Source organism: Lonepinella sp. BR2357, assembly GCF_051851525.1.
In the GTDB taxonomy this organism is placed as follows: domain Bacteria; phylum Pseudomonadota; class Gammaproteobacteria; order Enterobacterales; family Pasteurellaceae; genus Lonepinella.
On sequence record NZ_JBPDVG010000003.1, the window covers coordinates 153,231 to 175,044 of the forward strand.

Sequence of the window (21,814 nt, forward strand, 5' to 3'; positions counted from 1 at the left end):
AACACAATGACGACATTACGAATTTATGCCCCAGCCTCCAGTGCCAATATCAATGTGGGCTTTGACACCCTCGGGGCGGCAATTTCGCCGATTGATGGCTCGTTGCTCGGTGATGTGGTGCAAATTGAAGACATTCCGCAAGGATTTGAGTTGGAAAGTGCGGGCTATTTTGTGCGAAAATTGCCAAAAGAGCCGCAAAAAAACATTGTGTATCAAGCCTATGTGTTATTCAGCGAACGCTTTAAATTGCGTGGTGGCAAAACCAAAGGCTTGCGTTTAACCTTGGAAAAAAATATGCCGATTGGCTCAGGGCTAGGATCCAGTGCTTGTTCCATTGTGGCAGCCTTGGTGGCGTTAAATAAATTCCATGATGAGCCGTTTTCCAAAATGGAATTATTGGAAATGATGGGCGAATTGGAGGGGCGAATTTCAGGCTCCATCCATTATGATAATGTTGCCCCTTGTTATCTCGGTGGCTTGCAATTAATGGTGCAAAGTCTAGGCAATATCAGTCAAAAATTGCCTTTTTTTGACAGTTGGTATTGGGTGTTGGCGTACCCTGGTATTGAAGTCTCTACCGCCGAAGCCCGTGCTATTTTGCCGAAAAGCTACACACGTCAAGATATGATCGCCCACGGTCGTCATTTAGGCAGCTTCGTCCACGCTTGCCATACAGGACAAGATGTATTGGCGGCGTTAATGATGAAAGATGTCATCGCCGAGCCTTATCGAGCCACCTTATTGCCAAATTTCGCCGAAGTGAAACAAGCCAGCCGAGATTTAGGGGCGTTAGTCAGTGGCATTTCAGGATCAGGACCGACCATGTTTAGCATTACCCCTGATCTGGTGACTGCCACCAAAGTGGCAAATTACCTTGAAAACCATTATCTACAAAACAACGAAGGCTTCGTGCATATTTGTAAAGTGGATAATGCAGGGGCAAGGGAATTAGCGTAGAATAATGCAATCGTCCCCTCTCCCTCTGGGAGAGGGCTAGGGTGAGGGAGAAAACCCTCACCTCCCGAAAATTTCGGTGAAATATTCTCCGTCCTCTCCCAAAGGGAGAGGCTGTCATTTTAAATAAAATCGGACAACAAATGAATTTATACAACATCAAACACCCAGAACAACAAGTCAACTTCGCCCAAGCCGTCCGTCAAGGCTTAGGTAAAGATCAGGGATTATTTTTTCCAGCAACCATTCCGCAATTAAGCAATATTGACGAATTATTGGCATTGCCTTTAGTGGAACGTAGCCAAAAAATCTTAGCTGCATTAATCGGTGATGAAATTCCAGCAGATAAACTTAATGCGATGGTAAAAAATGCCTTTACGTTCCCTGCTCCTGTGGCGAAAGTGGCGGAGAATATTTATGCTTTAGAATTATTCCACGGTCCAACATTGGCCTTTAAAGACTTCGGCGGTCGCTTTATGGCACAAGCCCTTGCTACCGTGCGTGGGGATGGTAAAATTACCATTTTAACGGCAACTTCAGGCGACACAGGGGCGGCGGTGGCTCATGCGTTCTACGGTTTAGAAAACATTGAAGTGGTGATTCTTTACCCGAAAGGCAAAATCAGTCCGTTACAAGAAAAACTGTTCTGCACACTCGGTGGCAATATTCGCACAGTGGCGATCAATGCGGACTTTGACGCTTGCCAAGCCCTTGTGAAACAAGCCTTTGATGATGAAGAATTACGTCAAGCGATTGGCTTAAACTCAGCGAACTCCATCAACATCAGTCGATTACTGGCTCAAGTGTGCTACTATTTTGAAGCTGCAGCCCAGTTGAACACCGAACAACGCCAAAATTTGGTGGTGTCCGTGCCAAGTGGTAACTTCGGTAACTTAACTGCTGGCTTAATCGCCAAAACCTTAGGCTTGCCAATCAAACGCTTTATTGCCTCCACCAACGCCAACGACACGGTGCCACGTTACTTACAAACAGGCGAATGGCAACCCAATGCAACCGTGGCTACGCTATCTAATGCCATGGACGTAAGCCGACCAAACAACTGGCCTCGGGTAGAAGAATTATTTAAACGCAACGGCTGGCAGTTAAGCGAATTAGGCTCAGGAGCATTAAATGACGCTGAAACGGAAATCGCACTGAAAGCCCAATATGCCCAAGGTTATTTGTGTGAACCACATGGTGCGATCGCTTACCAAGTGTTAAAAGATCAGTTGCAAACAGGCGAAACAGGCTTATTCCTTTGCACCGCTCACCCAGCCAAATTCAAAGAAAGCGTTGAGCGAATTTTAGGTATCGAATTGCCATTGCCCGATGCCTTAGACAAACACAACAAATTGCCGTTATTGTCTGATGAAATGGACAATGATTTTGCCACTTTAAAAGCGTATTTGTTGAAATAATCAGATGGAGTGCGGTGAAAAAAGCGAAAATTTTTAACCGCACTTTTATTTTATAAAGGAAAAATGATGATAAAAGTTTACGGTATCAAAAACTGCGACACGGTGAAAAAAGCCTTAAAATGGCTTACCGATAATCATATTGAACATCAACTGCACGACTATCGTGTGGACGGTTTGACAGCTGATTTTTTAGCTAAAGCAGAACGTCAATTCGGTTGGCAAAATCTGGTTAATAAACGTAGTACCACGTGGCGAAATTTAGATGAAACGGTAAAAAAAAATCTTGAAAAAAACACCGCACTGCAAGTGCTTGCAGAACAACCTACGCTAATTAAACGTCCGATTATTTTGCAAGATGGCATGGCGTTAATTGGATTTGACCAAACTGAATATCAAAACGCATTTAATCTATAAAGATCACAGGGGATAATAGGTGGTTTTCCCCTGAATAAAATTCATTTTTGTGATCTGTATTCCAAAAATGACAAAGGAATATAGCTATTTAACATTCTCTTTTGTATTCTCTCACTTATTTGACATTCTTATTTTTTGTACATACAATTATTAAAGGATTCGTGAGCGTTTAGATGTTAATTAGTTATGATGAAAATAAACGAATTATCAATATTGCTAAACACGGTATTGATTTTATTGGCTGTGAAGTGATTTTTGATAATCCTATGTTAACCACTGAAGATAAAAGACTTTTTTATGGTGAACAACGCTTACAAAGCTATGGGATATTACATCATCAAGTTGTTTTTATGGTTTGGGTGGACAGAGAATTTCCCCATATTATTTCAATTAGAAAGGCGGATAAATATGAAACGAGAAAATTCATTGACATCATTTATGGATAAAAATGTACTGCTTGCCAACGCTCCTGATAAGGTAGTAAAAGATGACTCTGAGCAACAGTTTGATTGGGACAATGCAATGATGAGCTCAGATTTAAATGAGTTAAGAAAGAAAATAGGTCGCCCCTATTCGGTAAATCCTAAAAAACCTGTAACAATTCGCCTTGATGATAAGATATTAGAGTATTTTAAATCCACAGGAAAAGGCTGGCAAACTCGAATGAATAGTGCATTGCTTGAATGGATTGCAAGTCATTAATGCCACATCATCTACTCATAATATAGAAAAATAACATATTGAAAATAAAATGAAAAACGACATTCTCTCTCTCGCTCAAAATCTTATTCGCCGTCCCTCTATCAGCCCTGACGATCAAGGTTGCCAACAGGTGATTGCTGACCGCCTTGAAAAATTAGGCTTTAGCATTGAATGGTTTCCCTTTAATGACACCTTAAATCTGTGGGCAAAACACGGCTCAACCGCTCCGATTGTTGCGTTTGCAGGGCATACCGATGTAGTACCGGCGGGGGATGAAAGCCAATGGACGTATCCACCTTTTTCTGCAGACATTGTGGGTGATATGCTGTATGGCCGTGGGGCAGCGGATATGAAAGGATCGCTGGCGGCGATGGTGGTGGCGGCAGAAGAATATGTCAAAGCTCACCCAAATCATAAAGGCACTATTGTCTTGTTGATTACTTCCGATGAAGAAGCCGCCGCCAAAGACGGCACCGTTCGTGTGGTGGAAACCTTAATGGCTCGTGGTGAAAACATTGATTATTGCCTTGTGGGCGAGCCGTCTAGCTCAAAAACGCTCGGTGATATTGTGAAAAACGGCAGACGAGGATCGATCACGGGCAATCTGTATATTCAAGGCATTCAAGGACATGTTGCCTATCCCCATCTAGCTGAGAACCCTGTACATAAAGCGGTGCCCTTTTTGCAGGAACTGACCACTTACCAATGGGATAACGGCAATGAATTTTTTCCGCCTACCAGTTTGCAAATCGCCAATATTCAAGCGGGCACAGGCAGTAATAATGTGATCCCAGGGGAGCTTTTTGTGCAATTCAACTTACGCTATTGCACCGAAGTTACCGATGATAGCATTAAAAATAAAGTGGCTGAAATGTTGGCAAAACATGGATTAAAATATCGTATTGAGTGGAATCTGTCGGGAAAACCGTTTTTAACCCAACCCAATAAATTAGTCAACGCCGTGGTCAATGCTCTTGAAAAAATCGTGCAAATTTCACCGCAGTTAGACACAGGTGGCGGTACGTCCGATGCCCGTTTTATCGCTTTAATGGGCGGTGAAGTAGTGGAACTTGGCCCACTTAATGCCACGATTCATAAAGTGGATGAATGTGTGAGTGTCAGCGATTTGGTGACATTAGGCGAAGTGTATCGGGAAATGTTGAGGAATTTACTTAACTAAAATGGTGAAAATAAATATAGTGGTTTAAAATCCAGTTGTGATATAATCCACTCGCTAGCATGGGGCTAGGAACAGCAAACCCCACGCTGACGAGTGGGGCTTACAAAAAGGAACTGGATTATGACAGTTAAAATACTAATCCTTGTTATCTTATTAGTTATAGCACTACCTGCTTACTAATGATTTAACGTAAAGTCCTAGCAGTAGCTGCAACTACTGCTAGGCAGTTCCTAAATAATAGCGTTATGTTTACTAAAAATCAAGACAAAAATATGAAATTAACTATCGATCAATTAACCGGTAAATCTCGCACACATTTAGTGCCATTGCCTTGTCCACACTCGTCAAATCATTTTTTGCAACCGCAGGCGGTGAAAGCCTTTCAAGGGTTACAACAAAGTGCGGTGCAAAATGGCTTTAATTTACAGCCAGCCAGTAGCTTTCGGGATTTTGGACGCCAGCAGTTAATTTGGAATGGTAAATTTAATGGTGAGCGGAAAGTCCATGACGATCAAGGTCATGCCATTGATTTCAGCCTACTTGACGATTGGCAAAAAGCACAAGCGATTTTGCGTTGGTCGGCTATGCCGGGAGCTAGCCGTCATCATTGGGGGACAGAAATTGATTTTTTTGATCCTGATTTATTACCAGTCAATCAACCTTTGCAACTTGAACCTTGGGAATATCAACAGGGTGGCTATTTCTTTGAGTTGAGCCAATTTCTGCAAGAAAAATTACCGCACTTTGATTTCGGTTTGCCGTTTATGCAACCCGAACAATATCAAGAAGTCGGGCGTGAACCTTGGCATATTAGCTATTTGCCTTTGGCAGCAGTGGCACAACAGCAATTTACCCCAGAAATTTTATTAGCCGGTTGGGAAAAAGAGGATATTGCTGGAAAATTTGTGTTAATCAACAAGATAAATGAGATTTTTGACCGCTTTTTGCGTTAAAATAGGCAGTCGTCTTGTAAACGAATCTGTCAAATAAGGAAACATAATATGTCAGAAGAAAAAAACTTTCCTTCCAGCAAAAAAAGAAACCGTAAAAAAGCACTCTCTATTTTCATCGTTATTTTATTGTTAATTGCCTTAGCCACAGGGCTTTATTGGTTCTTTTTTGTTAAAGGCTATGAAACGACTGATGATGCCTATGTGAGTGGAAATCAAGTGATGATTTCATCACAAGTCAGCGGTAATGTTCAGCAAATCAATGTGGATAACATGGATTTTGTGCGATCCGGTGAGCCGTTATTATCTTTAGATAACAGTGATTTACAGCTTGCTTTTGAACAAGCTCAAAGTAATTTAGCCAGTGCAGTGCGTCAGATTTCACAATTAAATTATAGTATAAAACAACTTTCTGCCACGGTACAAAGTAAGACTGTTAGTCTTGAACAAGCACGTGGAAATTTACAACGTCGTGAACAGCTAAATAGAACCCAATCTATTGATAAAGAAAGTTATTTACATGCGAAAGAGGCGGTTGAATTAGCCAAAGTAGATTTACTCGCTACGCAAAATCAGTTGGCTGCAAATCAAGCCTTGTTGCTTGATGTACCCTTAGAACAGCAACCTGCAGTATTGAGTGCCGTCAGCCAATTAAAACAGGCGTGGTTAAATTTACAACGTAGTCAAATCGTCAGTCCGATTGATGGTTATGTAGCACGCCGTTCGGTGCAAGTGGGGCAAAAAGTGGCGGTTGGATCGGCATTATTAGCGGTGATTCCAGTGGATCAAATGTGGATTGATGCGAACTTCAAAGAAACCCAGTTAAGACATATGCGACTTGGCCAACCGGTGAAAATCAAAGTAGATTTATACGGTGATAACGTTGAATTTAATGGCAAAATATCGGGGATTGATATGGGAACAGGCAGTGCGTTTTCCTTGTTGCCCGCACAAAATGCCACAGGCAACTGGATTAAGGTGGTGCAACGTGTGCCAGTTCGCATTGCGTTAGATCCTGAACAGTTGCAAAAATATCCGCTCCGTATCGGTTTATCTTCTCAGGTGGAAGTGAATGTCCAGCAAACTGATGGTGAGGTATTACGAACCGCTCGTGATCAAAACCAACAGCAAACCCGCTATTCCACATCAAGTTTAGTCTATGATCAAACTGCGGTGGAAAATTTAGTGAATTCGATTATTTCACAAAATACCTATTAAGGCGGTTGGCGATGCAAAAACCAGTTCATGGGGCCGCACTTGCGATCATGACCATTGCTTTGGCATTGGCGACCTTTATGCAAGTATTAGATTCCACCATTGCCAACGTGGCGATCCCCACCATTGCAGGTGATCTCGGGGCATCAAGCAGTCAAGGGACTTGGGTTATCACCTCCTTTGGGGTGGCGAATGCCATTGCTATTCCGATTACCGGCTGGCTAGCTAAACGCTTTGGCGAAGTGCGGTTATTTTTATGGGCGGTTTTTGGCTTTGTGGTGGCCTCTTGGTTATGTGGTATCTCGCATAGTCTTGGCATGTTGATCTTATGTCGAATTCTGCAAGGCTTGGCAGCAGGCCCGATTGTTCCCCTTTCGCAAAGTTTATTGCTCAATAACTATCCTCCAGAAAAACGTGGCATGGCGTTGGCATTTTGGTCCATGACCGTGGTGGTGGCACCGATTTTTGGCCCGATTTTAGGCGGTTGGATCAGCGATAATATGCACTGGGGCTGGATCTTCTTTATTAATATTCCGATTGGTTTAGCTGTGCTATTTATGACATGGAAAACCTTAGGCGACCGTGAAACCGCAACGGAACATCGCCCAGTGGATCTGGTGGGCCTGAGCTTACTCGTATTAGGTGTAGGTTGCTTGCAATTAATGCTAGATGAGGGCCGTGAGCTAGATTGGTTTAATTCCACCGAAATTGTGGTGTTGACCATTATTTCCGCTATTGCATTGATTACCCTAGTGATTTGGTCGCTCGGCGATGATAATCCTATTGTGGATATTTCCTTGTTTCAACAGCGAAACTTTGTGATTGGTTGTTTGTGTACGAGCCTTGCCTTTTTGGTGTATTTAGGTTCCGTGGTATTGCTACCGCTGTTATTTCAACAGGTTTATGGCTACACTGCTACATGGGCGGGGCTGGCAGCTGCACCAGTGGGGTTATTGCCTATTTTCTTATCACCAATTATCGGCCGATTTGGGCATCGTATTGACATGCGGATTTTGGTCACTTTTAGTTTTATTATGTATGCGGTAACGTTCTATTGGCGAGCAGTGACCTTTGAAACCGCAAGTACATTCTGGGATTTTGCATTACCACAGTTTGTACAAGGCTTTGCAGTGGCTTGTTTCTTTATGCCATTGACGACCATTACGTTGTCAGGTTTGCCACCACAAAAAATTGCTTCTGCCTCGAGCTTGTTTAACTTTTTACGGACCTTGGCAGGTTCCGTTGGGACATCCTTGACCACATTTATGTGGTATCGGCGAGAGGCTTTGCATCATACGAGATTAACAGAAAACATTACCCAATATGACTTCAACACGCATCAATACTATCAACAGATGGCGAATCTCGGTTTTAGTGATCAACAAAGCAGTATTCAATTAGCACAAACGATTTCAGGACAAGGTTTTATTATTGGTGCCAATGAAATTTTTTGGCTATCTGCCATGTTGTATTTGTCTTTGATTATTGTTGTGTGGTTTGCTAGACCGCCATTTGGGTCACGGCATTAGATAAATTATTGAAATGAGAGTCAAAAAAGTGCGGTGAAATCATCGCACTTTTTTGTTGATAGGAGTTATCTTTCCACAATGACACCCACTGAACGCGCTTGCGCTACCGCTTTCGGTTTATGCAATTCAATACGCAGGGATTGAATGCCATATTGTTGTTGTAACAAATCCGCCACTTTGTGTGCGACGGTTTCCACTAACTTAAACGGCTGACTTTCGACAAAATCAATGATTTTCTGCGAAATTTCCGCATAATCCAAGCAATATTGCAGATCTTCAGTTTCTACCGCTTGACGAAAATCCCATGCCATTTCAAGATTAAAAATCAGCTTTTGCTTAATGGTCTGTTCCCAATCATAGGCGCCAATACGGGCAAATGCCGTTAGTTCATGAATAAATACTTTATCTGTCATCTTATTCCTTCAATTTTTTCACCGCAGTTTGGATATTTTCCGCTTGGGTAATGGCAGAAATCACAGCCACACCATCTGCGCCCGCTTGTTTTAATGTGTGAGCATTATACTGATTTATGCCGCCAATCACCACAAAAGGCTTACTTAATGCGTAATCCTTTAATTTTTCTAAAAATTCTACACCTAACACAGCGGAATGATCGGCTTTTGAGCCAGTAGGGAAAATCGGGCCCACACCAATATAATCAATCTCCCCTTGTTGTTGAGCGGCTAAAACCTGATCTAAGTTATTGGTGGATAAGCCAAGGATCAGTTTGTGTTGCGTTTTTTCTAACACTTGCTGAATGGCCATATCCGATTGCCCGACGTGTACGCCATCTGCTCCTATTTCCACAGCTAATGCGACATTATCATTAACGATAAATGGCACTTGATATTGGCGACATAACGCCAAGCATTGTCTGGCGAGCTGTTTTTGTTGTTCTGGCAGATGTGCTAACGAATGTTTACCTTTATCCCGAAATTGGAAACAGGTAATGCCCGCTTGCAAGGCTTGTTTTAATATCTCCAGTAGATTTTGAGCGGGATCACCCGACAAGTGTAGGCAATCTTGCGTACCCGCAATAAAATACACCGACAACATTTGTTGAATTTGTTGCTTATTGTTCATCTTGATACGCCCAATGGTTAGTCGGTCCGTGTCCATGACCGAGATTTAACGGGTGACTAATCGCCGCCGTGATATAGGCTTTGGCAGTGCGAATGGCTTGTTCCACACTGTTGCCTTTGGCAAGTTCAGCGGTGATGCATGCGGAGAATGTGCAACCTGTGCCGTGGGTTTGGTTGGTTGGGAAACGGGGAACTTGCAAGGTGAACTGTTCCGTTGGGGTGAAAACCCAGTCCAAACAGACCGCACTTTGTGAATTGCCACTGTGTCCGCCTTTAATCACCACAGTTTCCACGCCCCATTGTTGTAACAAGCGAGCCGCTTTTTCTGCACTGGCATTATCCACCACTTTAATCCCTGTTAAGGCCTCTGCCTCAGGCAAATTCGGCGTAATCACTTTCACTTTAGGCAAAATAGACTGTTTCAAGGCGGTAACCGCATTTTGTTGTAATAAAGAGGCACCGCCCTTGGCGATCATCACCGGATCTAACACAATTTGCGGAAACCGATATTGTGCTAAATTTTCCGCCACGCACTGAATAATCTCCGCATTGCCGAGCATACCAATTTTGACCGCTTGAATATCAAAATCTTCCGCTACGGCTTTAATTTGCGCAGAAATGGTGGCAAGGGGAATCGGGGCAATATCAAAGACACCTAAAGTATTTTGGGCGGTCACCGCAGTAATCGCTACCGTGCCAAATACGCCTCGCATTTGAAAAGTTTTTAAATCCGCTTGAATACCTGCTCCGCCACCGCTATCGGATCCTGCAATGGTTAAGGCTTGTGCTACGTTAGACATGGTTAATCCTCGCTAATTGGTTAATTTTTTCAGGGGTTAAATCGGCTAATTGATTGATAAATTGTACGGCAAAATCGCCTAATTGATTGTGTAATCCTTGGGCGGCGAGTTCGCCAGCTACGGCATAGGCGGTGCAAGCCTCGACGCAAGCGTTAAATTCATCGTTTTTTTCCGCCACACCGAGAAACGCCCCAACCACGGCACCGAGTAGGCAACCTGACCCCGTGACTTTAGGAAATAGTGGCGTGCCGTTGGCAATTTTGGCAACCCGTTTGCCATCGCTGATATAGTCAATTTCACCGCTGATCGCCACACAACATTGGTATTTTTGAGCGGCGACTCTAGCAATGTCGGCAATATCACCTTGCCCTTCGCCTGCGTCCACGCCTTTCGCTTGCCAAGCCACATCTGCCAAAAACGCCACTTCGCCCACGTTGCCACGAATCGCAGAAATCTTAACCTGATCTAAAATTTTCCGCACGGTGGCACGGCGATAGGCTGTTGCGCCTGCACCCACGGGATCTAACACCACAGGCACGCCGTGCTGATTAGCAGCTTGCCCTGCGATAATCATGGCCTCTACATCAAAATCATGAATGGTGCCAATATTGAGTAAAAGTGCGTTGGAAAATTGTTGAATTTCTGCCGCCTCCTCCGACATGGTCGACATAAAAGGGGAGGCACCGAGCGCCAGTAATCCATTGGCAGAAAAGTTGGTGACCACAATATTGGTCATACAATGCACCAGTGGATTATGTTCTCGAACAAGATTTAAATAGTTGAATTGCATAGAATTTCCTTTACCTATCCGTGAAAAGAAAAGATGCAGCATAATGGGGCGGATAAAATGAAGATAGTTCCCTACGCCAGTATTAGCTGTATCAGGTTTTACGGGTATTTTCTCAGCCGCTATGTCGTTATAGCAGCACCCCGACTATGAGTTTAGTTTAGAATGGTTTTGAGTTTAAAACAAGCATAAATTGACTATTTTCTGGTTAACACCAAAAACCGCAGATCATAGGCATTCTGTTCATCTTTTTCCCGAAATTGTTCAACCTCAATACGCCACTCGTCCCAGTTAATCGCAGGGAAAAAGGTATCACCATCCAGTTCGATTTGAATTTGCGTGAGATAAAGTTTGTCTGCTTGGAGAAAATATTGCTGAAATAATTGTCCGCCACCGATCAACATCAGCTCTTGATCAGGGTGTAAATCTCGGGTAAATTGCACCGCACTTTCTAGGCTGTCTTTCCAAATAACGCCCTCCGCCTCAAATGGCTGACGTGAAAGCACGATATTGGTGCGTTTCGGCAAGGGACGGCCGATACTTTCAAAGGTTTTCCGCCCCATAATGACCGTTTTGCCTTGGGTATTTTGGCGAAACCACGCCAAATCCGCAGGCAAGTGCCACGGCATTTGGTTATCTTTGCCAATGACCCAATTTTGGGTGGTGGCGACAATGAAACTTAATCCCATAGACTTATTCGCTATCAAACCAACCACGGATAAATTGAATGGAGAAGAACAAGGTAATCAAGCCTAAGAAATAGAAAATATAGCTTAAAATCGGCATACTTGGACTCGTCTCTGTCGCTTCTTTCATGGACACCATATTGCGGTATTCATCAAAAATCACTAAACGCCAGCCATAGTATTTCACTTCCACCATTTGTTTATTGCCTGCAAAGTTAGAGGCTTTGGCTTGTAAATCCGCTGATCCAAATTTGAAATAGAACGGAAAACCCCAACGGGTATCTTCATTGCGGTATACCATGGGTTTTTCTTCGCCCGCTTTTTGGGTATAAATATAATACACGTCACGGGTTGGGCCATCTGCTGGATTGGCTTTGGTAATCGGGCCGTCTTTATCCACTCGTTTGACTTCTACGCCGGTAATATAGGTCGTGTCGTAATGGGGGAAAATAAAATGGATACCCGAAAATAATACCACGTGGAATAAAATCACCACCAAAAAGAGAAAATATTTGATTGTTTTACGCATAATAAAAGTTCCTATTAAAAGCCCCCCTTTGGAAGAGGGGAAAGTTTTTACACATCTATGATTAAATTCTAATCAATGTCCCAATTTCTTGATTTCATCAACAGGCAAATTAAGGTATTTAGCCACAAGATCCACGTCAAGCCCAAGATTAAGCATATTTTTGGCACTCTTCCGTAACCCGTTTAATTCGCCTTGTTGCATTCCTTGCAGCATACCTTGTTGTATTCCCTGTAAAATCCCCTGTTCGGTAGCATATTCTAACGCAGAAAATTCATCCCATTTACGTTTTAAGCTCACATCATACATTTCTTTTTCTCCCTTGCTTAAATTGGTGTATTCGGCGATTGTAAACAGTTTTTGGAAAACCGGTTTTTTTAAGAAAGCAGGCAATTTTTTTAAGTTTGCCATATTTTTCAATACGTATAACCACTTGTCCAAATCGCTTTCCAACGCATATTCAGCTTTGTGAAAATTCAGTAATTCAATATAGATGAACCCAAGTTTATCATAAAAAATTTCGCCTGTCTTTTTGTTGAACAGGCAAATATCGTGTAAATATTCATCAGTGTCCGAAAAATGAAAACCGTCCATCAGGGCGATCACATAAACTTCCGTAATCGCATAATTCCAACCGCTGATTCCCCCTTGTGGCGCTTGATCGCTGATCAGTTTGCTACCGTAGTAAATGGTGCGTTCTTTAAAATACGTCTGCTTGCTGCGTTGCACTTCAATAATAAATTGCGAATCGTCATCCGTGGTGCAAGTGAGATCAAAGATAACGTTGCCTTGTTCTGCCGTGTCGCCTACGTGTTCATTTTTGTTGTAAACCAAGTCTTTGATGATTTTTTTGCCTTGAAATAATTCATTGAGAAAATCCATCAGTAAGTCTTTGTTAACTTCGGTGCCAAAAATGCGTTTAAAACCGTAGTCGGTGGTGAGATCAATATAGCGTGAGGGTTGTTTCATTGCTTGCTCCATGTGTTGAGTGAATGGGAGCATTATCAAGTGCGGTGGTAAATAGGCAAGATTTTTAATTCAATTTTGGAATTGAGATCACAAAAATAAAAATTTTTTGGTGCTTTTTTAGGGGGAATTTCATGAGTTTTAACCCTCACCGCCCGAAAATCCTGACGGATTTTCTCCGTCCTCTCCCAAGGGGAGAGGCTGTTATTGTACCTGAATTTTAAACAAACGCTCAAAGTTTTTGGTGGTTTGTTCGGCAAATTGTTCTAGCGTTAACCCTTTTAAGGTGGCTACATAATCACAGACTTCACGAGTATAAGCGGGTTGATTTTGTTTACCACGATAAGGCACGGGCGCCAAATAGGGGCTGTCCGTTTCCACTAACAAGCGATCCAACGGCACATAGCGGATCACCTCCCGAATGTCCTCAGCATTTTTAAAAGTCACAATGCCAGAACAAGAAATATAAAATCCCAAATCTAACGCTTGTTTGGCAAAATCCATGGTTTCTGTAAAACAATGAATGACGCCACCGCACTTTTCCGCCTGATTATCTTGCAACAACCGAATGGTGTCATCACCCGCTGCACGAGTATGAATAATCACGGGCTTATCTAATTGATTGGCCACTTGAATTTGGCTGGCGAAAATGGCCTGTTGCAAGGCTTTATTATCCGCACTGTAATAATAATCCAAGCCGATTTCGCCAATGGCCACCACTTTTTGATGTTGGGCCAACTGAATTAAACGGTCCACATCATAGGGTTCATCCTCTAAATCCAAGGGATGGACGCCACAAGCAAAGGATACGTCATCACGGTGCGCCAAACTGTCCCGCTGTTTTTCAAAACGGCTTAATGTGACGCCAATGGTGAGCAAATGTTGTACGTCACGGGCTTTTGCCTTGTTAATCACATCATTCACATCTTGATGTATATTTTCATAATCCAGTGCGTCTAAATGGCAATGGCTATCTACAATAAACATATTTCCTCTTATTGTTCAAATACTTCTGTAATCAGTTTAGTTAAACCGTCTAATAAAATAATTTCTTGATTGACCGCATTAATTTGAATTAAATCCAACCGCATATTCTGCACAATTTGATTGGCTTGTAATAATCCCAACATGGTCTGTTTTTGGTTAAATTGTTGTACGCCTCGGGCTAAATCCTGACAAATCCAATTTTCTTGAACGCCTAATTTATCTTTTAAGGCATCTGTTAGAAATGCTAATAACCAATCAATTTGATGAAAAATCAATTCCTTTTCAAATAGCGGCAATAATTCCAACGGTGAACGACGCACATAAAATACCCAAAATTGGCGTAAAAATTCTCGCCGTTTTTCCATTAAGCCTTGTTGTAAGAAAGTCAATGCCGACAACGGCCGTTGATAACTAATACGAAGTGCGGTGGAAATTTCTTCTGTTTTTTCATTGGATTGTGTTTGTAACCATTGTTCTGCCAACGCTGTCTCAGGCACATTGACTAACCACATTTGACAACGGCTGTAAATGGTCGCCATTAAAGGTGACGCCAAATCCGCTTGCAACAAAAAATAGCTATTTGGACGAGGTTCTTCTAACGTTTTCAAAATGGCATTGGCTGCTGCCTCGGTCAACCGCTCCGCTCCCTGTACCCAGACAATTTTATTACCGCCTTGTTGAGCATACTGATTGACGATTTCATTAATCTCACGCACCTGATCCACACCAATATCTTTGTTATCAATAGGCGCCAACAAATGCACATCAGGGTGATTCCCCGCTTGGCTTAACTGGCAAGCATGGCAATGTCCACAAGGCTTTTCCGATTCGGTACAAATCAAAAACTTCGCCACCGCATCAATTAACTGTTCCACACCCACGCCCATTTCTGCCTTAAACAGCAAAGCATGATGGCCCCGCCCTTGTGAAAAAGACTGAGTGATTTGTTGGTAAGTGGGGGTGAGCCAAGGGTAGAGTGTTGCCATTTTTTCTGTATTAATGCCCGTTACTATATGAAAAGAAACTATACCCGATCTGTTCGGAGATAGCAAAAAATATAAAAAACCTGTTTTGGAAATTTTTTCTAAAACAGGTTTTGGTTTGTATTATGGGTAAGTTTATAAGTGCTAATTTAAATTCTTTTTGGCTTCTTCTATCAAATCACAAGCATCTGAATATCCGCTTTTGCAAGATTCAATTAGAAGATCCGCCGCTTTATCTGTATTTTTCTTTAGAGAAAAGTAAGTAATAGATAAATAAAATTTAGTTTCTGCATCACCGTATTTTGTTGCTTTAGTTAACCATTGCTCTGCTTTTTTTAAATTTTTCTTACAACCGTAGTCACTCAAACCCTGTAGATAACAAATGCCGATAGCTTTTTGAACTTGAGATGCTTGTTGAGGATCTTTCAGGTTTTTTACCTTTTCTTCTAGTAATTGAACAGGCGTTGTTGCTGCCTGTGTTTCCATTGAGAATAACATTAAGCCAGCAAGTGTAACGCCGAGTAATTTTGTGTGTTTTAACATTTGAATGCTCCTGTTTTAGACATCTAAAATATTTTGAAGATCTTGAAGTGTGGTTTTGTTAATATTTAACGAAGAAAACTGCTCTAATTCTTCGTCAATCTGTTGTTGAGCCTCTTCTAATAACTCGAACTGCTCATTGTCGTTATATTCTTCTCCGTCAGATAAGTCGGTGTCATAGGCTAACGACTCGCATTCCGCCAATAATTTGCCAAATTGTTCGACATCTTTTACTTGTAGATAATCGTCATGCAACTCGAAACTATTATCAGAAATATATTCTAATAGATCTCGCATTTCTTGATATTTATCCTCAATAACACCTAATAGATGGTAAATACTAATAGACATAAAAAAAACTCCATAGGTAAATGATATATTCAGTATCAGTAAAATTACTGATTAAAATGAATACTACCATTGTTTTTTTTTTGAGCAATATGTTAGACTAAAAAGTATAGAAATGAGTTAAATAAAAAGGAGAGAAAATGATATTATCAGCATTCCCTGTACTTTCGTACGGGGTTAGGCATTGTTGCGCCACGCTGTGGCTAGTTTATGTGGGTATATTAATGGCAACAGCATTAACAAACTTCTGCACTGCCGCTTTCACATCCGCAGTAACCTGTTCCAATGCTTGACCCGCATTAATAGTGGTAGCATTTGGATCTTGAGCAACTAATTCCAAATACCGCTCCCGAGTGCGGTGGAAAAAATCTAAATTTTGTTGCTCAATGCGATCTAGCTCGCCACGGCCTCTGGCTCGGGCTAGCCCTTGTTCGGGTTCAATGTCTAAATAAAGGGTAAAATCAGGTTTAAAATCACCGAGGACGCTGTTTTTTAGGTTGAGCATAAATGATTGATCTAACTGACGACCGCCGCCTTGGTAGGCTTGGGAGGACATGTCATGGCGATCACCGATAACCCATTTGCCTTGTGCAAGGGCTGGTTTAATCACATTTTCGACCAACTGAATACGTGCGGCATAGAGCATTAATAATTCCGCTTTGTCAGTGACAGGTTCTTCGGTTTCGTGTTTAATTAGTTGGCGTAATTTCTCTGCTAAAGGCGTGCCACCGGGTTCTCGGGTGAACACTAAATCGGTGATGCCGTTAGCATGCAGTTGTTCCACAATGGCGTGACGTGCGGTGGTTTTGCCGGCACCCTCTAAGCCCTCGAGTACAATAAATTTTCCAGTCATATTATTTTTTATCCATTTTTTTGTTCTGTTTATACCAACGTAAATAGTCTTGCACGGCCCGATTGTGTTCGGTTAAATTTCGGCTAAACTTATGTCCACCGGTGCCGTCTGCCACAAAATAGAGAAAATCGGTTTTCTCGGGGTGAGCTACCGCTTGCAATGCACTTTCGCTTGGATTGGCTATCGGTGTTGGGGGTAAACCATCAATCACATAAGTATTATAAGCGGTCGGGGTTTCCAAATCTTTTTTACGAATATTGCCGTTGTAATTGTCGCCCATGCCATAAATAACCGTTGGATCCGTTTGTAATTTCATATTGGATTTTAGACGGTTAATAAACACTGAGGCAATGCGGCCACGTTCGGCTTGTACGCCACTTTCTTTTTCCACAATAGAGGCCAAAATTAGCATTTCATAAGGGCTTTGTAACGGTAAATCTTCATCTCGCTCGGCCCAAAGTTGTGCCAACAATTTTTGTGTACGGTCAGTTGCTCGCTTTAATAGGGCTAAGTCGGTGGAGTCTGGCACATAATTATAGGTATCGGGATAGATCCAACCCTCTAAAGAATGTTGGCTATTTTCAGGTAATTCAAGTAGTTGTAATAATTCTTGCGCAGTTTTGGCTTGAATGGAGGAGGCCAAGTGCGGTGCATTTTGTAGCGATTTCTTTACATCTCGCCAAGTTTCACCGTCCGTAAAACGTAAGCTAAATTGTGCCTCTTTCCCCTCATTTAGGATTGTTAAGACATCCGCAAGGGTATTCACCCCATTGAGTGAATAGGTGCCTGCTTTCACATTATTGAATTGTGGCTGTAATTTTAATGCCCAAGGCAACCATTTTGCGTCCGCCACTAAGTGTTCTTGCTCAAAAAGATCCGCCAGTTTTTTGCCTGTGGTGCCACGTTTCACGGTTAATAGTTGATCGGGTCGCACGGTGACAGCTTGGTTCACAACTTGTTGCATTTGGCGATAGCCCCAACCGCTGATAGCCAATAGCAAGATGACGAGAAGAAGTAAAAATTTTTTCATTATTTTTGTTTATTTTTTGAATTTAGACCAAATTTTGCTTTCTTGCCCACGCCATAAACGTTGAATATTATCATGATGGCGATAAATTAATAAGCAACACACCAAGGCGACAGGGAAAGTATATTCAGGTTTGAAATACCATACATATAACGGCGTTAATAACGCCGCAATTACTGCACTGAGAGAAGAATAACCGCTAATTAAAAATACCAACAACCAAGTGCCGATCATGGAACCAGCGACGCCCCAAGCAATCGGGGCAATGGAACCAAAGGCCGTCGCCACGCCTTTGCCACCTTTAAATTTAAAGAATATCGGGAAAATATGGCCTAAACAAGCGCCTAACGCCACCATACCTAATTCAAAATGGGTTAAGCCTAAATAATAACCCGCCCACACGGGTAACATGCCTTTTAACATATCGAAAATCAGCACTGCCAAAGCCGCCCATCGGCCACCTAAACGCAATACGTTGGTCGCTCCCGGATTATGCGATCCCACCGTGCGGGGATCGGGTAAGCCAGTAATACGGCAAATTAAAATCGCACTGGAAATCGAACCTAGTAAATAGGCAAATAGCATATAGAACAAGGCAAATAGGCTCATGGATTTTTCTCGATAAATAAATAATCCCTATTCTACCTAAATTTAGGCGGGTTAGGCTAATGATATTTTCGACAAACGCATAACGGTGTGACTGATCGGATTTTTGAAAAAATAAAATGAGGCCAATCATGCCTCATTTATGTCGTCAATTAGAACGTATTACACTGACTTGGATCGCCCGTTTTTAGCCCTCGTTGAAACCATTGTAAACGCTGTGCCGATGTGCCATGGGTGAAACTATCTGGCACCACATAACCTTGGCTGCGTTTTTGTAGTCGATCATCCCCGACCGATTCCGCTGCAGCAAAGGCCTCTTCTAAATCACCTGTTTCTAATAAATCATTTTGAGCCGCTTGATAGCCCCAAACGCCCGCAAAACAGTCCGCTTGTAATTCTAATTTCACCGACAACGCATTGGCTTGCGACGGATTTTGTTGTTGTAAACGGTTCACTTTAGGCAAAATACCCAATACATTTTGCACGTGATGGCCGACTTCGTGGGCGATTACATAGGCAAAGGCCGTATCACCAGCGGCGCCTAATTGGTTTTTCATGTCCGCATAGAAAGACAAATCTAAATAGACTTTTTTATCATTGGGACAATAAAACGGCCCCATAGCAGCTTGACCCGTGCCACACGAGGTTGAGGTGGCGCCAGAATATAACACCATCGTTGGTGCCACATAGCGTTGTCCGTTTTTGTTAAAATAACCTTGCCATGTGGTTTCGGTATCTCGTAATACCACACGAGAAAGTTCATTTAAATTTTGTTCATCTTGTGCCGATAATTTAGAGGAACTGCTCATTGTACCGCCTAAACTGGCAGTATCAACACCGACTAAACCCGATAAATCCACACCATAATAAGCGCCCACTAACAACACAATAAAACCCAATACACCTGTTTTTTTACCACCACTGATTCTTGAGCCACTGCCACGTCTATCTTCTACATTTGAACTTTGTTCTCGACCTTGCCAACGCATAAATTTTCTACTCTCTCATAATTAAAACAGGGCTATTTTACCTGAAAAAGCAGCAAGTGCGGTTAATTTTTTAAAAATTTATAGACATCCGTGTAGGCTTTGGTTATTGTAGGCGAGGTTTTATTGGTTTCGACTGATAAATATATTTGTCACTATACAACAAGAAGGAAAGAAACGTGGGTTTATTTGATTTCGTAGGAAATATCGGTAAAAAAATTTTTGGTAAAGATGAAGATCCATCACAAGCGGTCACCAATCACATTGCGGAAGACAATCCTGGTATTGATAATGTCGCTGTAACGGTGGAAGATGGCGTAGCCAAAATCTCAGGCGATGCTACTTCAGCCAGTGCATTAGAAAAAGCTATTCTTATGGCGGGTAATATTGTTGGCGTGGAATCCGTTAATGTGGATGCAGTAAAAGTTGCAAACGGTGAACAATTAGCCACCGAAGACGAATTTTATGTGATTCAAAAAGGCGATACTCTTTCTGCTATTGCGAAAAAATTCTATGGCAATGCAGCAAAATATCCGGCTATCGTGGAGGCGAATAAAGAAGTGATTAAAGATGCTAACAAAATCTTCCCAGGCCAAAAAATTCGTGTACCAAAAGTACTTTAAGCGACATTAAACGTGATTAAAGCATGACAAAGCCCACATAATTTTGTGGGCTTTTTTTGAATCCGTTTAAGCGTTGTCCATACGCATTTTTTCACCACCAAATTCATCTAATAAATGTTCGGTTAACTTGGCAAGTTCGCCAGTCATTAACAAAAAATCGGCATCAAAACGCTGTGCCACATCTTCTTTTAAAATATCGTCATTCTTTTCCCGAATATTATCGGCAAATTTCAAACGTTTTAATGTGCCGTCATCATGTAACACAAAACGTAAATGATCTTCCCATTCTAATAATAACTTGCTGATAAATTTATCTTTTTGCAAATGAGATAAAATTTCTTCGCTTTCTAAATCCTGATTTTTACAACGAATAATGCCTTGATTATCCGCCGCTTTGAGTTCGCCCTCATCAAGTGCGGTGAAAAATGTGGGTATTTTTTGTTGCACCAACCAATCGGTCATCACAATGGCGGGTTCATTGGCAAAAGCCAACGGCACTACAGGTAACGATCCTAATGATTTACGCAACAATGCCAAGGCATCTTCCGCTCGTTTATAAGAGGCCACATTCACATAAATTAAATTGGTTTCGGTGTTAATCCAAATCGCCGTTTGCTGATGTTTACTAAACGCCCGAGGCAACAATATGGCCACCACATCATCTTTCAATGCCTGTTTTTCGGTCTTTTTCAATTTGCGATTTTCTTTTTCTTCCAACTGACGCACACGTTCATCTAATTCTTGTTTAATCACGGGACTTGGCAAGATTTTATCTTCTTTGTGTGCCACCAATAAAATTTGTTTGCCGTTGGAAAAATATAATGCCTCCGATTCGCGCAACGGTTTAGTCCAGCCAAATTTGCTCATGTCAGATTGGCTACAAGGGTGGTATTCATTGGCAGTTAAACTTTGTTGCAACGTGCTATCTGACCAATCCAGATTTTTGGTTAAGCGGTAAATAATGGCGTTTTTGAACCAGTACATAGGGTGTCCTTAGAGTTAAGTTGGGAATTACGCATTCGGTTGAAAAACAATCGAACCACCGAGTGCTTGCGCATAACGGGTGATGGTTTCCAAGGTTGGACGCACCAAACCACGCTCAAGGCGGCTAATGTTTTGCGCTTTAATTCCCGTACGTTTAGCAATTTCGCCTTGTGAAAGATGTTGGTTCAAACGATATTGTCTGAGTTCTTCAATCATTTTTTTTTGCACGTCACGCGCTTGACGTAATTCGACAAATTCGGGATCTTGCATTAATTCTTGTTCAAGTTCCGCAAGGGTAACAAATTCATAGGTTTCAGTTTGCATGGAGTTGCTCCTTAATGGCTTTCATTCGTTGTTTAGCAAGATCTAAATCTTGTTTGGGTGTTTTTTTATGTAATGCGTGAATAACATAGATTTGTTTGCCAATGTAAAAAAGAAAAAACTGCGTGATATACCATCTTTTGACGACGCTCGCAATTCTTTTAAACCATTTCCCATATCTCGCACATTCGGCTCTTTTAATTGATTGCCTTGTCGTTCAAGCTGTTTAAGTGCTTCAAAAGTCGCATCTTTTAATGAGGCGGGCATTTTTAAAATCTCTTTTTGTGCTTGTTTGATGAGATGTAAGTTAAACATAACTGACTCGGTTAATTAATCTTAGGTGATTA

28 protein-coding genes and 1 riboswitch are annotated in these 21,814 nt (G+C 41.9%); of the genes, 10 read left to right on the forward strand and 18 right to left on the reverse strand.

What is annotated here, in order from left to right; all coding sequences use genetic code 11:
• The first annotated feature begins 6 nt into the window (after positions 1 to 6).
• The 9 genes from thrB (at position 7) to ACTG7L_RS02935 (ending at position 8,362) form a co-directional block, all read left to right on the forward strand.
• On the forward strand, positions 7 to 957 hold the full coding sequence (gene thrB / locus ACTG7L_RS02895; RefSeq protein WP_439287410.1) for a homoserine kinase: 951 nt from the start codon (positions 7 to 9) through the stop codon (positions 955 to 957).
• 140 nt (positions 958 to 1,097) lie between these two features.
• Positions 1,098 to 2,372, forward strand: coding sequence for a threonine synthase (gene thrC / locus ACTG7L_RS02900; protein WP_439287411.1), 1,275 nt, complete (start codon positions 1,098 to 1,100; stop codon positions 2,370 to 2,372).
• A 66-nt stretch (positions 2,373 to 2,438) separates the two neighbouring features.
• Positions 2,439 to 2,786 (forward strand): ArsC family reductase, encoded by a 348-nt coding sequence (locus tag ACTG7L_RS02905; RefSeq protein WP_439287412.1) that lies wholly within the window; start codon positions 2,439 to 2,441, stop codon positions 2,784 to 2,786.
• A gap of 173 nt (positions 2,787 to 2,959) precedes the next feature.
• Positions 2,960 to 3,232, forward strand: coding sequence for a BrnT family toxin (locus ACTG7L_RS02910; protein WP_439239805.1), 273 nt, complete (start codon positions 2,960 to 2,962; stop codon positions 3,230 to 3,232).
• Positions 3,195 to 3,488 (forward strand): BrnA antitoxin family protein, encoded by a 294-nt coding sequence (locus ACTG7L_RS02915; protein ID WP_439239806.1) that lies wholly within the window; start codon positions 3,195 to 3,197, stop codon positions 3,486 to 3,488. Before ACTG7L_RS02910 ends, ACTG7L_RS02915 begins: the two co-directional genes overlap by 38 nt.
• Positions 3,489 to 3,537: 49 nt before the next feature.
• Positions 3,538 to 4,668 (forward strand): succinyl-diaminopimelate desuccinylase, encoded by a 1,131-nt coding sequence (gene dapE, locus ACTG7L_RS02920; RefSeq protein ID WP_439287413.1) that lies wholly within the window; start codon positions 3,538 to 3,540, stop codon positions 4,666 to 4,668.
• A 272-nt stretch (positions 4,669 to 4,940) separates the two neighbouring features.
• Positions 4,941 to 5,621, forward strand: coding sequence for a M15 family metallopeptidase (locus ACTG7L_RS02925; RefSeq protein WP_439287414.1), 681 nt, complete (start codon positions 4,941 to 4,943; stop codon positions 5,619 to 5,621).
• 48 nt (positions 5,622 to 5,669) lie between these two features.
• Entirely contained in the window at positions 5,670 to 6,836 is a 1,167-nt protein-coding gene (locus ACTG7L_RS02930) for an EmrA/EmrK family multidrug efflux transporter periplasmic adaptor subunit (RefSeq protein WP_439287415.1), read from the forward strand.
• A gap of 11 nt (positions 6,837 to 6,847) precedes the next feature.
• The gene (locus ACTG7L_RS02935) at positions 6,848 to 8,362 is read left to right on the forward strand and encodes a DHA2 family efflux MFS transporter permease subunit (protein WP_439287416.1); all 1,515 of its coding nucleotides are present in this window, start codon (positions 6,848 to 6,850) and stop codon (positions 8,360 to 8,362) included.
• Between the two features lie 65 nt (positions 8,363 to 8,427).
• Here ACTG7L_RS02935 and folB read toward each other — a convergent pair whose 3' ends face one another.
• The 15 genes from folB to ypfJ all read right to left on the reverse strand — a co-directional run bounded on the left by folB (position 8,428) and on the right by ypfJ (position 19,542).
• The gene (folB, locus tag ACTG7L_RS02940) at positions 8,428 to 8,775 is read right to left on the reverse strand and encodes a dihydroneopterin aldolase (protein WP_439287417.1); all 348 of its coding nucleotides are present in this window, start codon (positions 8,773 to 8,775) and stop codon (positions 8,428 to 8,430) included.
• Position 8,776: 1 nt separating this feature from the next.
• Entirely contained in the window at positions 8,777 to 9,445 is a 669-nt protein-coding gene (thiE, locus tag ACTG7L_RS02945; protein WP_439287418.1) for a thiamine phosphate synthase, read from the reverse strand.
• Positions 9,435 to 10,244, reverse strand: a complete 810-nt coding sequence (thiD, locus tag ACTG7L_RS02950; RefSeq protein ID WP_439287419.1) for a bifunctional hydroxymethylpyrimidine kinase/phosphomethylpyrimidine kinase — start codon at positions 10,242 to 10,244, stop codon at positions 9,435 to 9,437. Before thiD ends, thiE begins: the two co-directional genes overlap by 11 nt.
• On the reverse strand, positions 10,237 to 11,034 hold the full coding sequence (gene thiM / locus ACTG7L_RS02955; RefSeq protein ID WP_439287420.1) for a hydroxyethylthiazole kinase: 798 nt from the start codon (positions 11,032 to 11,034) through the stop codon (positions 10,237 to 10,239). The genes thiD and thiM overlap by 8 nt, the downstream gene beginning before the upstream one ends.
• Positions 11,035 to 11,085: 51 nt before the next feature.
• Positions 11,086 to 11,187: riboswitch (TPP riboswitch) on the reverse strand.
• Between the two features lie 41 nt (positions 11,188 to 11,228).
• Entirely contained in the window at positions 11,229 to 11,720 is a 492-nt protein-coding gene (folA, locus tag ACTG7L_RS02960; protein WP_439287421.1) for a type 3 dihydrofolate reductase, read from the reverse strand.
• A 4-nt stretch (positions 11,721 to 11,724) separates the two neighbouring features.
• Positions 11,725 to 12,246 carry a DUF1523 family protein gene (locus ACTG7L_RS02965; RefSeq protein ID WP_439287422.1) on the reverse strand — a complete coding sequence of 174 codons (522 nt, stop codon included), beginning with the start codon at positions 12,244 to 12,246 and terminating at the stop codon, positions 11,725 to 11,727.
• Positions 12,247 to 12,318: 72 nt separating this feature from the next.
• The gene (locus tag ACTG7L_RS02970; RefSeq protein WP_439287423.1) at positions 12,319 to 13,212 is read right to left on the reverse strand and encodes an Rpn family recombination-promoting nuclease/putative transposase; all 894 of its coding nucleotides are present in this window, start codon (positions 13,210 to 13,212) and stop codon (positions 12,319 to 12,321) included.
• A 201-nt stretch (positions 13,213 to 13,413) separates the two neighbouring features.
• A complete protein-coding gene (locus tag ACTG7L_RS02975; protein WP_439287424.1) occupies positions 13,414 to 14,196 on the reverse strand; it encodes a TatD family hydrolase in 783 nt (260 codons plus the stop codon).
• A gap of 8 nt (positions 14,197 to 14,204) precedes the next feature.
• A complete protein-coding gene (locus tag ACTG7L_RS02980) occupies positions 14,205 to 15,182 on the reverse strand; it encodes a DNA polymerase III subunit delta' (RefSeq protein ID WP_439287425.1) in 978 nt (325 codons plus the stop codon).
• Between the two features lie 141 nt (positions 15,183 to 15,323).
• Positions 15,324 to 15,722, reverse strand: coding sequence for a hypothetical protein (locus ACTG7L_RS02985; protein ID WP_439287426.1), 399 nt, complete (start codon positions 15,720 to 15,722; stop codon positions 15,324 to 15,326).
• Positions 15,723 to 15,737: 15 nt separating this feature from the next.
• The gene (locus tag ACTG7L_RS02990; protein ID WP_439239822.1) at positions 15,738 to 16,016 is read right to left on the reverse strand and encodes a hypothetical protein; all 279 of its coding nucleotides are present in this window, start codon (positions 16,014 to 16,016) and stop codon (positions 15,738 to 15,740) included.
• A gap of 259 nt (positions 16,017 to 16,275) precedes the next feature.
• Positions 16,276 to 16,920 carry a dTMP kinase gene (gene tmk / locus ACTG7L_RS02995; RefSeq protein ID WP_439287427.1) on the reverse strand — a complete coding sequence of 215 codons (645 nt, stop codon included), beginning with the start codon at positions 16,918 to 16,920 and terminating at the stop codon, positions 16,276 to 16,278.
• Position 16,921: 1 nt separating this feature from the next.
• A complete protein-coding gene (gene mltG / locus ACTG7L_RS03000) occupies positions 16,922 to 17,950 on the reverse strand; it encodes an endolytic transglycosylase MltG (RefSeq protein WP_439287428.1) in 1,029 nt (342 codons plus the stop codon).
• 9 nt (positions 17,951 to 17,959) lie between these two features.
• The gene (gene plsY, locus ACTG7L_RS03005; RefSeq protein WP_439239825.1) at positions 17,960 to 18,556 is read right to left on the reverse strand and encodes a glycerol-3-phosphate 1-O-acyltransferase PlsY; all 597 of its coding nucleotides are present in this window, start codon (positions 18,554 to 18,556) and stop codon (positions 17,960 to 17,962) included.
• Positions 18,557 to 18,705: 149 nt separating this feature from the next.
• Positions 18,706 to 19,542 (reverse strand): KPN_02809 family neutral zinc metallopeptidase, encoded by an 837-nt coding sequence (gene ypfJ / locus ACTG7L_RS03010; protein WP_439287429.1) that lies wholly within the window; start codon positions 19,540 to 19,542, stop codon positions 18,706 to 18,708.
• A 176-nt stretch (positions 19,543 to 19,718) separates the two neighbouring features.
• Here ypfJ and lysM point away from each other — a divergent pair, with 176 nt between their 5' ends.
• Positions 19,719 to 20,162 (forward strand): peptidoglycan-binding protein LysM, encoded by a 444-nt coding sequence (lysM, locus tag ACTG7L_RS03015; protein WP_439287430.1) that lies wholly within the window; start codon positions 19,719 to 19,721, stop codon positions 20,160 to 20,162.
• 66 nt (positions 20,163 to 20,228) lie between these two features.
• Here the strand turns inward: lysM and rdgC are convergent, their stop codons facing one another.
• The 3 genes from rdgC to ACTG7L_RS03030 are packed head-to-tail and all read right to left on the reverse strand — an operon-like array spanning position 20,229 to position 21,782.
• Positions 20,229 to 21,146 carry a recombination-associated protein RdgC gene (gene rdgC / locus ACTG7L_RS03020; protein WP_439287431.1) on the reverse strand — a complete coding sequence of 306 codons (918 nt, stop codon included), beginning with the start codon at positions 21,144 to 21,146 and terminating at the stop codon, positions 20,229 to 20,231.
• Positions 21,147 to 21,173: 27 nt separating this feature from the next.
• The gene (locus ACTG7L_RS03025) at positions 21,174 to 21,470 is read right to left on the reverse strand and encodes a helix-turn-helix domain-containing protein (protein ID WP_439257196.1); all 297 of its coding nucleotides are present in this window, start codon (positions 21,468 to 21,470) and stop codon (positions 21,174 to 21,176) included.
• A 42-nt stretch (positions 21,471 to 21,512) separates the two neighbouring features.
• Positions 21,513 to 21,782, reverse strand: coding sequence for a type II toxin-antitoxin system RelE/ParE family toxin (locus ACTG7L_RS03030; RefSeq protein WP_439257197.1), 270 nt, complete (start codon positions 21,780 to 21,782; stop codon positions 21,513 to 21,515).
• Between the last annotated feature and the right edge of the window lie 32 nt (positions 21,783 to 21,814).

What these genes read in the sequence shown, in the direction of transcription:
- ACTG7L_RS02915 (WP_439239806.1), top strand. Translation starts at nt 3,195, where the DNA reads ATGAAACGAGAAAATTCATTGACATCATTTATGGATAAAAATGTACTG.
- plsY (WP_439239825.1), bottom strand. Translation starts at nt 18,556, where the DNA reads ATGAGCCTATTTGCCTTGTTCTATATGCTATTTGCCTATTTACTAGGT.
- ACTG7L_RS02935 (WP_439287416.1), top strand. Translation starts at nt 6,848, where the DNA reads ATGCAAAAACCAGTTCATGGGGCCGCACTTGCGATCATGACCATTGCT.
- rdgC (WP_439287431.1), bottom strand. Translation starts at nt 21,146, where the DNA reads ATGTACTGGTTCAAAAACGCCATTATTTACCGCTTAACCAAAAATCTG.
- ACTG7L_RS02970 (WP_439287423.1), bottom strand. Translation starts at nt 13,212, where the DNA reads ATGAAACAACCCTCACGCTATATTGATCTCACCACCGACTACGGTTTT.
- thiD (WP_439287419.1), bottom strand. Translation starts at nt 10,244, where the DNA reads ATGTCTAACGTAGCACAAGCCTTAACCATTGCAGGATCCGATAGCGGT.
- ypfJ (WP_439287429.1), bottom strand. Translation starts at nt 19,542, where the DNA reads ATGCGTTGGCAAGGTCGAGAACAAAGTTCAAATGTAGAAGATAGACGT.
- ACTG7L_RS02985 (WP_439287426.1), bottom strand. Translation starts at nt 15,722, where the DNA reads ATGTTAAAACACACAAAATTACTCGGCGTTACACTTGCTGGCTTAATG.
- ACTG7L_RS02910 (WP_439239805.1), top strand. Translation starts at nt 2,960, where the DNA reads ATGTTAATTAGTTATGATGAAAATAAACGAATTATCAATATTGCTAAA.
- mltG (WP_439287428.1), bottom strand. Translation starts at nt 17,950, where the DNA reads ATGAAAAAATTTTTACTTCTTCTCGTCATCTTGCTATTGGCTATCAGC.
- thrC (WP_439287411.1), top strand. Translation starts at nt 1,098, where the DNA reads ATGAATTTATACAACATCAAACACCCAGAACAACAAGTCAACTTCGCC.
- folB (WP_439287417.1), bottom strand. Translation starts at nt 8,775, where the DNA reads ATGACAGATAAAGTATTTATTCATGAACTAACGGCATTTGCCCGTATT.
- tmk (WP_439287427.1), bottom strand. Translation starts at nt 16,920, where the DNA reads ATGACTGGAAAATTTATTGTACTCGAGGGCTTAGAGGGTGCCGGCAAA.
- ACTG7L_RS02980 (WP_439287425.1), bottom strand. Translation starts at nt 15,182, where the DNA reads ATGGCAACACTCTACCCTTGGCTCACCCCCACTTACCAACAAATCACT.
- ACTG7L_RS03025 (WP_439257196.1), bottom strand. Translation starts at nt 21,470, where the DNA reads ATGCAAACTGAAACCTATGAATTTGTTACCCTTGCGGAACTTGAACAA.
- ACTG7L_RS02930 (WP_439287415.1), top strand. Translation starts at nt 5,670, where the DNA reads ATGTCAGAAGAAAAAAACTTTCCTTCCAGCAAAAAAAGAAACCGTAAA.
- ACTG7L_RS02905 (WP_439287412.1), top strand. Translation starts at nt 2,439, where the DNA reads ATGATAAAAGTTTACGGTATCAAAAACTGCGACACGGTGAAAAAAGCC.
- ACTG7L_RS03030 (WP_439257197.1), bottom strand. Translation starts at nt 21,782, where the DNA reads ATGTTTAACTTACATCTCATCAAACAAGCACAAAAAGAGATTTTAAAA.
- ACTG7L_RS02975 (WP_439287424.1), bottom strand. Translation starts at nt 14,196, where the DNA reads ATGTTTATTGTAGATAGCCATTGCCATTTAGACGCACTGGATTATGAA.
- dapE (WP_439287413.1), top strand. Translation starts at nt 3,538, where the DNA reads ATGAAAAACGACATTCTCTCTCTCGCTCAAAATCTTATTCGCCGTCCC.
- thrB (WP_439287410.1), top strand. Translation starts at nt 7, where the DNA reads ATGACGACATTACGAATTTATGCCCCAGCCTCCAGTGCCAATATCAAT.
- thiE (WP_439287418.1), bottom strand. Translation starts at nt 9,445, where the DNA reads ATGAACAATAAGCAACAAATTCAACAAATGTTGTCGGTGTATTTTATT.
- thiM (WP_439287420.1), bottom strand. Translation starts at nt 11,034, where the DNA reads ATGCAATTCAACTATTTAAATCTTGTTCGAGAACATAATCCACTGGTG.
- ACTG7L_RS02990 (WP_439239822.1), bottom strand. Translation starts at nt 16,016, where the DNA reads ATGCGAGATCTATTAGAATATATTTCTGATAATAGTTTCGAGTTGCAT.
- ACTG7L_RS02965 (WP_439287422.1), bottom strand. Translation starts at nt 12,246, where the DNA reads ATGCGTAAAACAATCAAATATTTTCTCTTTTTGGTGGTGATTTTATTC.
- folA (WP_439287421.1), bottom strand. Translation starts at nt 11,720, where the DNA reads ATGGGATTAAGTTTCATTGTCGCCACCACCCAAAATTGGGTCATTGGC.
- ACTG7L_RS02925 (WP_439287414.1), top strand. Translation starts at nt 4,941, where the DNA reads ATGAAATTAACTATCGATCAATTAACCGGTAAATCTCGCACACATTTA.